This window comes from Enterobacter sp. 118C5 (genome assembly GCF_034107645.1).
GTDB classification, from domain to species: domain Bacteria; phylum Pseudomonadota; class Gammaproteobacteria; order Enterobacterales; family Enterobacteriaceae; genus Enterobacter; species Enterobacter nematophilus.
Genome location: NZ_JAWNEU010000008.1, coordinates 147,911 through 159,267 on the forward strand (window position 1 = coordinate 147,911; position 11,357 = coordinate 159,267).

At 50.7% G+C, this 11,357-nt stretch carries 10 protein-coding genes and 1 pseudogene; 4 read left to right on the forward strand and 7 right to left on the reverse strand.

What is annotated here, in order from left to right:
- Positions 1–33: 33 nt before the first annotated feature.
- From UTO39_RS15265 to UTO39_RS15285, 5 genes are all read right to left on the reverse strand, one after another.
- The gene (locus tag UTO39_RS15265; protein ID WP_320727515.1) at positions 34–1,590 is read right to left on the reverse strand and encodes a cyclic di-GMP phosphodiesterase; all 1,557 of its coding nucleotides are present in this window, start codon (positions 1,588–1,590) and stop codon (positions 34–36) included.
- Between the two features lie 127 nt (positions 1,591–1,717).
- Positions 1,718–2,287 carry a bifunctional murein DD-endopeptidase/murein LD-carboxypeptidase gene (gene mepS / locus UTO39_RS15270; RefSeq protein WP_028013877.1) on the reverse strand — a complete coding sequence of 190 codons (570 nt, stop codon included), beginning with the start codon at positions 2,285–2,287 and terminating at the stop codon, positions 1,718–1,720.
- A gap of 415 nt (positions 2,288–2,702) precedes the next feature.
- Complete coding sequence (locus tag UTO39_RS15275; RefSeq protein ID WP_320727516.1) at positions 2,703–3,416, reverse strand: phosphatase PAP2 family protein; 714 nt, start codon at positions 3,414–3,416, stop codon at positions 2,703–2,705.
- 33 nt (positions 3,417–3,449) lie between these two features.
- Positions 3,450–4,436, reverse strand: coding sequence for a GTP-binding protein (locus UTO39_RS15280; protein ID WP_320727517.1), 987 nt, complete (start codon positions 4,434–4,436; stop codon positions 3,450–3,452).
- 123 nt (positions 4,437–4,559) lie between these two features.
- Complete coding sequence (locus UTO39_RS15285; protein ID WP_320727518.1) at positions 4,560–6,026, reverse strand: fructuronate reductase; 1,467 nt, start codon at positions 6,024–6,026, stop codon at positions 4,560–4,562.
- A gap of 205 nt (positions 6,027–6,231) precedes the next feature.
- On the opposite strand from UTO39_RS15285, the gene uxuA reads away from it, so the two are divergent.
- Complete coding sequence (uxuA, locus tag UTO39_RS15290) at positions 6,232–7,422, forward strand: mannonate dehydratase (RefSeq protein WP_320727519.1); 1,191 nt, start codon at positions 6,232–6,234, stop codon at positions 7,420–7,422.
- 45 nt (positions 7,423–7,467) lie between these two features.
- Here the strand turns inward: uxuA and yeiP are convergent, their stop codons facing one another.
- Positions 7,468–8,040 carry an elongation factor P-like protein YeiP gene (yeiP, locus tag UTO39_RS15295; protein WP_014884579.1) on the reverse strand — a complete coding sequence of 191 codons (573 nt, stop codon included), beginning with the start codon at positions 8,038–8,040 and terminating at the stop codon, positions 7,468–7,470.
- Positions 8,041–8,202: 162 nt separating this feature from the next.
- Between yeiP and UTO39_RS15300 the strand changes: the two are divergent.
- Positions 8,203–8,286: pseudogene (locus tag UTO39_RS15300) on the forward strand (YkgJ family cysteine cluster protein); the annotation flags it as partial.
- A gap of 36 nt (positions 8,287–8,322) precedes the next feature.
- Here the strand turns inward: UTO39_RS15300 and UTO39_RS15305 are convergent.
- The gene (locus tag UTO39_RS15305) at positions 8,323–9,414 is read right to left on the reverse strand and encodes a DUF4236 domain-containing protein (protein WP_320727520.1); all 1,092 of its coding nucleotides are present in this window, start codon (positions 9,412–9,414) and stop codon (positions 8,323–8,325) included.
- 237 nt (positions 9,415–9,651) lie between these two features.
- On the opposite strand from UTO39_RS15305, the gene UTO39_RS15310 reads away from it, so the two are divergent.
- Together UTO39_RS15310 and UTO39_RS15315 are read left to right on the forward strand one after the other, a co-directional pair.
- Positions 9,652–9,906 (forward strand): YkgJ family cysteine cluster protein, encoded by a 255-nt coding sequence (locus UTO39_RS15310; RefSeq protein ID WP_071841176.1) that lies wholly within the window; start codon positions 9,652–9,654, stop codon positions 9,904–9,906.
- Between the two features lie 180 nt (positions 9,907–10,086).
- Positions 10,087–10,776, forward strand: coding sequence for an inovirus-type Gp2 protein (locus tag UTO39_RS15315; protein ID WP_048224167.1), 690 nt, complete (start codon positions 10,087–10,089; stop codon positions 10,774–10,776).
- Positions 10,777–11,357 lie beyond the last annotated feature (581 nt).

An 11,357-nucleotide genomic window follows, 5' to 3' on the forward strand; every position in this document is an offset into this window, starting at 1 on the left:
TGAATAATAAGTGACGCCACGGGCAATGTGAAATTATTCCCCGTCGGGCGACAGCGTATTTTGCCACGTGCGGAACTGCTCCAGCGGCATCGGGCGGCTAATCCAGTAACCCTGCAGGTAATTAACCCCATGCTCGCGAAGCCAGGCCGCCTGCTCCGGCGTTTCCACCCCTTCCGCAACGGTCGACATATTCAGCCGTCTTGCCAGCGTCAGTACGGCATCCAGCACCGGGGAGGTCACGGTTTCTGTACCAATGGCGTTGACAAAACCACGGTCGATTTTCAGATAGTCCATGGTGAAATGTTCAAGATAAATCAGCGCGCTGTGGCCGGTGCCGAAATCGTCAATGGCAATTTCAAACCCTTCGTTATGCAGCCATTCGAAGAGGCTGTTAGCTTCCCGATGGTTCAGCATGTCGCGCTCGGTAATTTCCAGTACGATCTGGAAGTAATCAGGCGGCAGCAGGGCCTTGAAGGTGCGCATATCGTCTTTGAAGCTTTCCGCATGCAGATGCCCCGGCGCGATATTAATGCCTACTTTGGCACCTGGCGGCAGCACGGTCTGTAGCACTGGCGCATCGTGAATAATCAGGTCAAAAAGATGCAGCGTGAGCGGAACAATCAGCTTCTGCGCTTCGGCAAAATTGATAAAGGCGTCCGGCGGGATCTCACCCATGGTCGGGTGCTTCCAGCGCATCAGCACTTCAAGCCCGGTCATCCTGAGCGATTTGGCGTCGACAACGGGCTGATAAACCACGTAAAACTGGCCGCGCTTGATGGCGCTCAGAATCTCTTTGCCCGGATTGAGACGCGTCGTGAGGATGTAGAAGTTAAGCGATCCTGCCGCAATCCCGCACACCAGCCCGAAGAACAGGGCGTAAAGTATCTCATCGGTCGTCCACTCCTCGGCGTACAGGTTGATGGTCAGAGGAACTTCTTTGAGCGTTGCGGTGCGCGCCGGCGTTTCATGTAAATCCTGCGCCCTGACGAGGGTGCCCGACGTGGTGGACAACGCATTGTCGCCGATGACGATTGCGATGCCTGCAAACTCGTCCTGGCGCGCGGTATAGAGCAGGTACGGCGTCAGGTTGAGATTCACCGAGGTGAATACGCCGCCGTCCTTCACAAGCGGATTACGATACCAGATGGCAATCGCGGGCTTATTGGGGAGCATGGGCGTGCCGGGGAGCAGTGCGATATCAACCTGCTTGTTGATGTGCAGCTCGGGTATCAGCTCCTCCATCGGGGCGTTCATTGGCCCTGTGGCTGACGAGCAGAACGCCATTTTATCTCTGACCAGCAGGAAGGCGCGTACGTTGAGGCTGAAGGCCGCGCGCGAGGTCAGCTCTGCGTTAACGTCCTGGCAATTATTGAGCGTGAGCGGCTGGAGCACGTCGATCGAGGCTTTCAGCTCTTCAAAATAGCTCTCCATGTAGATGCGCACATCCATGATCAGCGTATCGAATCGGATTTCCCGCTTGTGGTAGCTCCAGAAAAACTGCAATGAACCCAGGAGCAGGGCGGCGATCAGGCCGGTAATGATACTGAGGAACAGTATCTTTCGATGACTGGAGAAGTAGCGGGTGAGCATAAACGTCGTGGTTCCTGAATTGCCGCTGATTGTATTCATTGTAACGGGCAAAAAAAAACACCGCCGAAGCAGTGCTTTTTTTTATTGTATCGCCAGCCAAGGGATAACCAACGATACAATTATCATATTAACTGCGGGTCAGTACGCGTCGCGCTTCATTGTAGCGCTTCTTCCAGTACGGTTCATTCATGCTGGAAATGGTCACACCGCTGCTGGTGGAGGCATGTACAAACTGGTCATTACCAATGTAGATGCCCACATGTCGACCGGTAGAACCTGCACGGAACAGCACTAAATCGCCGGTGCGCAGTTTGGTACGTGAAATCGACTTGCCCATCTCCTGCTGTTCGTAGGTCGAACGCGGAAGATCTAACCCAAATTGCTCGCGGAAGGTACGCTGTACAAAACCGGAACAATCAATGCCTTTTTTGGTGCTGCCGCCAAGACGGTAACGCACGCCTTTCCAGTCAGCATACTGGTCCATAATGCGGGACTTCACGTCCAGATTACGTACCATATTTTCAAATTCATCCTGAGAGGCTTGCAGTGAAGAGGAATCTTCCATTCCCACAACACGCGTCTCAGGATGCATATTCTTTGCGGTGTTCGATGTACTACATGCAGATAACAGTACCGCGACTGCTATCGCCGGGATCCCCCGTAAGATATATCTCAGAAACGGTTGAGATTTGACCATTTTGTTTATTTTCCCTTGAAGTCCTTAACGACAAATATCGTTATAAAAATGCCAAACGTGACGAGACTAATTATCTGTTCACAATGAGACAATTGTTTCTGGTGACATTTGTGGCGCAGCGCACAAAATTATTCACCATCGAAATAATTATCTCTATGGGGCAAAACGAGTTCGAGATTAACCGATTGCCAGGGGTATTGCGAGTAAAAAAAAACGTTTTTTTATAAGAAATTGTGATACAGAAAGTAAAAATCCGTAATTGAGCAAAATAGCGCCAGATCCGCAGCGTTATCGCGCAATTGCTTCATTTTTATCATGAATACGATGACGAGAATATGACAGGGCGGAAGGATCGTTGGAGGAATGCTATCAGGGATCGCTATGATCCCCGAGCGTTAACGTTAAAAAACGTTGGTTATTTGTTTAATTCTTGTTGCTTTCTACGCGGGAGATGGCGATCGAAAACGGCAATCAGGCGATCGCTCAATGGCGTCATCAAAACCCACGGCAGACCAATCAGTACCGCAGAAAGCGAACCCACGACAATATCCGTCAGCCAGTGAGCGCCTATCATCACGCGCGGGAAGGCAAATATCACCACAATAAGCAGGGCAATTGCGAACGCCTTCTTGCCGAAATAGCGCAGCATGAACCCAGAAAAAATAAGCAGCATCATGCCGTGATCGCCCGGGAAGCTGTCTTTCGAGGCATCTTTTGTTGGAATATGCAGCAGTTCACTCACGCGATAAATATTCGGTAAAGAGAGCGAAGGACTTGCGCGTTTTACCGGCATCAGATGTTGCGCCAGCTGATTAATGATCACCGCAGTCAGAAGCATCACCAGTCCGATAATCAGAATACGGCGACGCCCCGTAACATCCTCTTTCAGCCAGAAAGAGAGCATCAGGCAGCCCATGGCCAGCAGGGAAAAGCCGTCAAAGGCGCGGTTGTTGGTAATTGCCACCAGCCACAGGAAGGCGTCACTCTTCACCAGCCCCTGGTTGAAGAAATGGAACAGGTTTGAATCCAGCGGGAACCAGAAACCGTGATTCACCGGGATATACCAGGAGAAGAAAAGCGCCAGACCGGCGACATTAAGCAGTAATATCTGGGGAATTCGAGTTGTCATAACGTTCAGCATAGAAGGAAAACTGGGGCAACGTTAGCCGCCCGAACTTAAACGAAGCTTCAACAGGCTGGACTGCAGGGCATTCCAGTCGGCGTTAACCGCACTAATTAACTCTATTCGGCTGTCAGGCGGCGCGACGTTTTGCGTTTCGATAAAGAAATCGTCGCCCTGGCGGTTTATCCGCACCAGCCCGTCAGGCGTGCGCATGATCCCTTTCACGCGGTCGACCGGCGCAAGCCTGGCCCACTCAAGGACGCCAATGGTGTCGAAAACGCTATCGGCATCGAAAATCCATCCGCAGGCCTGATACCCCTGACCGCTGTTCAAATTACGACGCCAGCGCTGGTGTTCCGGCAGGCTTAGCGCGGCCAGACCCTGCTTTGCAGGATGGTGATGCGCATGCTCCGCGCTGGCCGGGAGTTCCGTCAGGTTCAGGCGGGGAAGGTCCAGCAGGGCGCTATCAATGTTCCCCTGAGTGGCCTGCACCCGCGTCCGATTGCCGCCGAAATGCTGCCACCACGCGTCCAGCGCGGCCCGGCTTTCCGCCGTGGCGCGATCGTCTTTATTGACGACAATAACGTCTGCTGCGGCGAGCTGATCGCGAAAGTTCTCATTGGCCACCGCTTTTTCATCCAGAAGCTGACGCGGATCGAGCAGGCACAGCGTGGCGCGCAGATCGATCCACGGCTCGTAAACCGGGGCGGTCAGTAAATCGAGGATCTGCTTCGGATGGCCCAGACCGGTAGGTTCAATCAGCAGGCGGTCCGGTTTGCCCTGACGCAGCAGCGTATTGAGGCCTACCTGCATCGGTAAGCCGTTGACGCAGCACATGCATCCGCCGGGGATCTCTTTAATCATCGCGCCGCTGGATGACAGCAAAGCGCCATCAATGCCCACTTCGCCGAATTCATTGACCAGCACGGCCCATTTCTCTGCCGGATCTTTATTCGCCAGCAGATGAAGAATTGAGGTGGTTTTACCGCTGCCGAGAAAACCGGTGATGAGGTTGGTTTTGGTCACGTGCGCTCCGCAAGAGAATTGTGATGCTATAACACTATGCTCTTATCCTGGCGAAAAACGGGCGCAATGAGAAGGGGGAGGGCGAACGGAGGCGATATCCGTTCGCATTAAGCGCAATAATCGCTAAAGATTTAACGTTTCAATAACAGCCTGGCGTGCGCCACGGCGGGTGATGCGCTGCCAGGCCTGGCTGACAGCCTCAACGAAAACGCTATTTTGCGCAAGATCGTGGCCAAAGACCTCGCTCAGCCCCAGCAGCGCGTTGACGCGGTCGGCATCGCTGCTGGCCTCGACAATCGTGCGTATTTTATCGCTGAGGGGATCGCGGACGTCAATCGCGTTGCCGCGTTCGTCGAACCCGCTGACGTAGCGTATCCAGCCGGCGACGCCCAGCGCCAGCAGCGGCCATGCTGTTTTACGCTCAAGGTGGACGCGGATCCCATCCAGCATCCGCTGCGGCAGCTTCTGGCTGCCGTCCATCGCGATTTGCCAGGTACGGTGCTGCAGCGCCGGGTTAGCAAAGCGCTCAATCAGGCTGTCGGCATAGGCCGTCAGGTCGACATCCTTTATACGCAGCGTGGGCGCCTGTTCATCCAGCATTAACCGCCGGGCGGCTTCGCGGAAGGTGGCGTCCTCCATGCATTCATTAATATGCGCGTACCCGGCGAGATACCCCAGATACGCCAGGAAGGAGTGGCTGCCGTTGAGCATGCGTAATTTCATCTGCTCCCACGGCAGAACGTCCTGCACCATCTGAACGCCCGCCACTTCCCACTCCGGACGCCCGGCGACGAAATTATCTTCCACTACCCACTGAATAAACGGCTCACAGCTGATGGCGCACGGATCGTCAACGCCGAGCGCGTCGGCGATTTCTGCAAGCGAGTCCTCCGTCGCGGCGGGAACAATTCTGTCGACCATCGTTCCCGGAAAACTCACGTGGCCTTCGATCCACTCGGCCAGCGCCGGGGAACGCTTTTGCGCCATGCCGAGCACCGCATTTTTCACCACGTGACCGTTGTCCGGAATGTTGTCACAGGAAAGCACGGTAAACGCAGGCAGGCCGCGCTCGCGGCGCCGATTCAGGGCTTCTACCAGGATCCCCGGCGCGGAATGCGGCTCAGCGGGATTTTCCAGATCGTGAACGATCCGGGCGTTTTGTAAATCCAGCTTACCGGTCGCGGGATCGATGCAGTAGCCTTTCTCCGTAATGGTGAGCGATACGATCGCCACCTGCGGCTCGCAAAACTTCTCTATGATGGCGGGCAGAGAGTCCAGCTTTGCATTCAGGCATTCATGTACGGCCCCGACAATAATCGGCTGATTTCCTTCAGCGCCTTTCTCCAGCACGGTAAACAGGTGATCCTGCGCGCGCAGCTGGCTCATCAGCACGTCGCCGCTGAACAGGCTAATCTCACAAATACCCCAGTCGCCGCCTTTTTCATTCAGCACCCGGTTTGTTAACAATGCCTGATGCGCGCGATGAAACGCACCGAAGCCAAAATGGACGATGCGGGAGCGCAGCTGCTTGCGATCGTAGCGCGGTTGTTGAACCTGGGCTGGAAGGGCGGCGGAGGCAATTGTCTTCATGAAATACACACCTGATTAACCATTAATTAACAATGCCAGTGTAAAGTTATATGACAGCAAATAAAATTGGTGAGCCGTAAATATCCCCGTTCTGTGAGATTGATCAATCAATGTGTGGCGGTGTGTTGACCCTTCACGGCAAACATGTATGGTAGTCGTCATTGCGGTAACCCATATTGGTATAACAACTTGAGAGGAAGAGGCAATGGAACAAACCTGGCGTTGGTACGGGCCGAACGATCCGGTTTCTCTTGATGATGTGCGTCAGGCTGGCGCAACGGGTGTCGTCACGGCGCTGCATCACATTCCTAACGGCCAGGTCTGGCCGGTTGAGGAGATTCAACAGCGCCAGGCGCTGCTGGCGGAGAAGGGATTAACCTGGTCTGTTGTGGAAAGCATTCCGGTTCACGAAGATATCAAAACCCATTCCGGGGAATACCGGTCCTGGATTGCAAACTATCAGCAGAGCATTCGCAACCTGGCGGCCTGCGGCATTGATACGGTCTGCTATAACTTCATGCCGATTCTGGACTGGACGCGTACCGACCTGGAATATCAGATGCCGGACGGCTCGAAAGCGCTGCGTTTTGACCAGATTGCCTTTGCGGCATTCGAGCTGCATATTCTGAAACGCCCTGGCGCCGAAGCGGATTATACCGATGAAGAGCAGCAGCAGGCCCTTGAATGGTTCAATGCCGCCAGTGAAGCGGACATTGAAAAGCTGACCCGCAATATCATTGCTGGCCTGCCGGGTGCGGAAGAGGGCTACACGCTGGATCAGTTCCGCGCGCGTCTGGCGGAATACGGCGATATTGATAAGAACCAGCTGCGTGAAAACATGGCGTATTTCCTGCGCGCTATCGTGCCGGTTGCGGAAGAGGCCGGCGTGCGTCTGGCGGTGCACCCGGACGATCCGCCGCGTCCTATTCTCGGCCTGCCGCGTATTGTTTCCACCCTTGAAGATATGCAGTGGCTGAAAGAGACGGTAAACAGCATCTATAACGGCTTTACCATGTGTACCGGCTCCTACGGCGTTCGCGCGGATAACGACCTGGTGCGGATGATTGAAACCTTTGGCGATCGCATTCACTTCACGCACCTGCGTGCGACCTGCCGTGAAGAAAATCCAAAAACCTTCCACGAGGCCGCGCACCTGGGCGGAGACGTAAACATGGTGGCGGTCGTAGACGCTATCCTGGCTGAAGAGGCGCGTCGCAAGCGGGCGGGCGATGTGCGTCCTATTCCGTTCCGCCCGGACCACGGACACCAGATGCTGGACGATCTGCGTAAGAAAACCAACCCGGGCTATTCGGCGATTGGCCGCCTGAAGGGGATGGCGGAAGTGCGCGGCGTTGAGCTGGCGCTGAAGATGACGAAGTATCCGGAGCTTCTGTAACCGGAATTGGGGGGGGGGGAGGCCGCCACCCGACAAAAGCCACAATCAGTCAGCACGACCCATATAGCGTTTTTCTTCGATATGGATGCGGATCTTCTCGCCCGCGGAGAGGTATTCCGGCACCTGCACAACCAGGCCGGTGGTCAGAGTAGCTGGCTTGTTACGCGCACTTGCAGACGCGCCTTTGATGCCCGGTGCGGTTTCAACGATTTCCAGATCCACGGTCTGCGGCAGTTCCAGCGCCAGCAGCACGCCGTCCCAGGTCAGCACCTGCATGTCTGGCATCCCGCCTTCAGGAATGAACAGCAGCTCTTCTTCAATCTGATCTTTGGTGAAGATGTACGGGGTGTAATCTTCCTTATCCATGAACACGTATTCGTTGCCGTCGACGTAGGAGAAATCAACGTAGCGACGGGTCAGGGTCACGGTATCAACGATATCGTCACCTTTAAAGCGTTCTTCCACCTTCAGGCCGGTACGCACATCGGCGAAACGCATTTTGTACAGCGTCGCTGCACCACGGGCGCTTGGTGCCTGAATGTCGATGTCTTTCACAATCAGCAGTTTGCCGTTGTAATTCAGTACCATACCTTTCTTAATTTCGTTCGCTCTTGGCATTGCAGTAATCCTGTCTACGGGAGGTAAAAAATATCGCGCCAAATTACTCGCGCGCGGCCTTTCAGGCAAGAGGAATTCGTGGCTTTTGCTATCAATACGCAAAAGGTGTTACTGTGCGCCCGATGCCCGACTGTACGGGCGTTCGCCACTGAGAGAGCATGTATGGATTGTCGTCCAGATTGCGGCGCGTGCTGTACCGCTCCGTCCATTTCAAGCCCCATTCCAGGTATGCCTGAAGGCAAGCCTAACAGTCAATTATTCTCAGTATAAAAAATGACATAGCTAAGCAGAAATGACTTTTTTGCTAAGTGTTTCAATTGAATGTGAAAAGCTTTCTCCATAGCCAGTTTTAGACAGTTGTAATAACTCATTTAGTCCAGAATGACTTGTAAACGAAAGGTTTTCATAAAGACATATAGGAAGTTCTGAATTGTCTTTAAATCTTCTGTCTGGGCCTCCAGACTTGTTCACATACTTCCATGTCCTGCCAACGACTATGGCATCTCCAGGTACACCTTCGCTCTCAATGAATCGACTATCACCTACATTAACGAATAGCTGGTTATAACCAACAGCGCCTACACCTTCACGGTCATAAACCAGTACTCTATCTGGAAAAAAATGCAATGTTTGGCGACCGACATTGATAGCAATCGTCTCAATATTTGTTTTAACAAAGGGAGGCTTTGATTTGCTGATTGAGGTGACTTTTCTGCGTAGTAAGTTACCAGCTCCGGCATGATACTTGGGGTCATAAACGGCTCCAGAAGCTTCTATATGCCATACTTTTGAGCAGCTTGCGAGCTTGGCTCCACTATCATGAAGTTGCTGGTAACATGCCATCATTTGATCATCAAAGTCATAAAAAAGAACAGTAGTCTTTATTAGCTGATCGTACATGTAAGCAAAAACAGAGATTGCTACCCCTACGATAAAGCCTATAGCGAGGCACCACTCAGGCCATGTCTGTGAAAAACCGTAAAGTAACAGCGCAATCGAAAGGCACATGACCAAGGGCCATATTTGTGACTTCTTACGTTTGTTGTTCAACTCTTCAAGCAGTTCTCGGGAACTTGAATCAACGATTTCCGAGATATGGGATGACTCGATTTCCTCGAGAGGTGCATGTGTAGTGTCATGTTCAATTGGGGATTCATTAGGTACACGTTGGACCTTTTTACCGTTCTCTGGGATCATGCTTGGTGAAAGCGAAGCACGATCATAGACTCCGCCAGCACCAACATGGATGTAATTTCCTCTTGGACCAGTACCGAATCTCAGCCCTTTTATGCCAATAGATGCGCCGACTCCAGATTTGGATAGGTTGAATCTTATCGGTCCAACGCGAATGCTTTTCCTAACGTAAATGCCCATAGTAACTCCATGTAATAGGTAGCATGAGAATGTGAGTCAACGAAAATCCTAACAAATTCTACATCAGAAAATGATGAGGCTAGATGTCTTAAAGACAGCACTACGTATTTTTATATTTTTCAATTGGTTAGTAAGCATTTCCCATTTTGATTTAGTTGCCTCTAAACAGTGACCTGTCTGTGGAAGTGTCTTTCTGTTATTGTTGACGATTGAGCTAAATTTTGAACAGAAGGCTAAATGGACTGTCGTAGCGATTGTGGGGCTTGTTGTATTGCTCCTTCCATCTCATCTCCAATCCCAGGGATGCCACAGGGAAAGCCAGCAAATGTAAGATGTGTACAGTTATCGGAAGATAATCTATGCAACATCTTTGGGTCAATCCACCGCCCCACGGTGTGTAGCAGTCTGCGCCCTTCACTCGATATGTGCCATAAAAATCGCGAAGAGGCTATGGCTTACTTGATCCATCTTGAAAAACTAACCTCACCATAAAATCGTTGCCATAAATAATTTTGTGGTGTATAGTGAAGGAAATTTACTGTGGAAACTTTTCAGAGTTTCTATTTATCTACTAACACCGCATTTATGCCAGTAGCTGTTGGGCTTGGTCCTCCCCAAGAGTCTCTCCCTCATACTGGTTATTATTAATATCTGCTATGTGGTGTTAGTTGTATGTCCATAGATCTGCCTTTCCCTGCTGTTCAAAAAATAACCAATCATCGTGATGATGGTCGTTACTCACTTATCCATAGCTCTGAATATGTACTTGATGGGCTTGTATACCGTTTGAACTATGATTCGATGAAGAAGGGTTATCATCCGATCAGAAAAGAAATCATTGATGCGTTCATTAAGCAGATCCATGCAATGCAATCGCACTACAGCAAGGTTTTTGCTTTCCGGTTCGATTTGTCAGTACCGGAGGGAATGCCTGTTTCGGAAAGTAATGGATTAGTGAGTGATCTTTTTGAACGATTGAGAGGGCGCTTTAAAAAGAAGGCGTGGAATGGACAACCAATAAAAAAATTTGCTTACGGTTGGGTTCGAGAAAAGGAAAGGGCTATGCAGGTTCATTACCACTGCTGGATAGCATTACCTCATTTCCAAGTTCAAACCGCTGGCTTTGGTAACACAGGCATGATTGGGTTGATAAGTGAGCTTTGGAATGAATTGACAGACGATACCAGCCGTGTGCATTTAGCTGAGAATGGCCGATACTCTATCGTAAGGGGTCATCATGATTCCCTTGCTGATTTTGTTGAGCGTATTTCGTACCTTGCGAAAAACAGCGGTAAATTTTCATCTGGAGAAGGGCACAGGATCTTTTCAACATCCAAGCTCAGAATGAAAGCGGGAAATTAACAAAGACAGTCAAATCTTTCCTGTATCGCTTTAAGAGCCGTTTTTATGGGATGTGAATACATTTTATTGGTTTTCACCTAAAAGTTCTCCGTAGTGGTATTCAAGGCTTTTTTGAGGGGGTATGGAGCACTCTTGGTATAGATTCGGTAACAAACTAATTACGCGCTCTAGAATCTGCTACAAAGATAGATGAAACCCGGAAAATTGCTTTATGAGAGAAATATTTCCGGGTTTACATGTATTTATAGATTAAGTGTGTGAGTGCCTTTAGGATAATAAGGGCCAACACAATATGAAGTGTCGTTTAACTCTGGAGATATCATGGATGTTGTAAATATTAACTGATACTCATCATGTAAATTTTGGCATTCATTAATTATAACGTGTTGGAAATTATGGCTTCGTGCATCAACCATTATAGAAAGTATATTTGGATAATGATTTATAACAAACATGTTGCTAACAAGTAAAGGTTTTATGATCATTCGAGTATGCTTAATTATATTAAGTACACTATCAGTTGGTTGTTCTACAGAGGGGGTTCAATCACTTATTGTTGAGCTTCTTGATGAGTCTAATGT

Coding starts and splice junctions, on each gene's coding strand:
- UTO39_RS15265 (WP_320727515.1), bottom strand. CDS start 1,590: ATGCTCACCCGCTACTTCTCCAGTCATCGAAAGATACTGTTCCTCAGT.
- mepS (WP_028013877.1), bottom strand. CDS start 2,287: ATGGTCAAATCTCAACCGTTTCTGAGATATATCTTACGGGGGATCCCG.
- UTO39_RS15275 (WP_320727516.1), bottom strand. CDS start 3,416: ATGACAACTCGAATTCCCCAGATATTACTGCTTAATGTCGCCGGTCTG.
- UTO39_RS15285 (WP_320727518.1), bottom strand. CDS start 6,026: ATGAAGACAATTGCCTCCGCCGCCCTTCCAGCCCAGGTTCAACAACCG.
- uxuA (WP_320727519.1), top strand. CDS start 6,232: ATGGAACAAACCTGGCGTTGGTACGGGCCGAACGATCCGGTTTCTCTT.
- yeiP (WP_014884579.1), bottom strand. CDS start 8,040: ATGCCAAGAGCGAACGAAATTAAGAAAGGTATGGTACTGAATTACAAC.
- UTO39_RS15305 (WP_320727520.1), bottom strand. CDS start 9,414: ATGGGCATTTACGTTAGGAAAAGCATTCGCGTTGGACCGATAAGATTC.
- UTO39_RS15310 (WP_071841176.1), top strand. CDS start 9,652: ATGGACTGTCGTAGCGATTGTGGGGCTTGTTGTATTGCTCCTTCCATC.
- UTO39_RS15315 (WP_048224167.1), top strand. CDS start 10,087: ATGTCCATAGATCTGCCTTTCCCTGCTGTTCAAAAAATAACCAATCAT.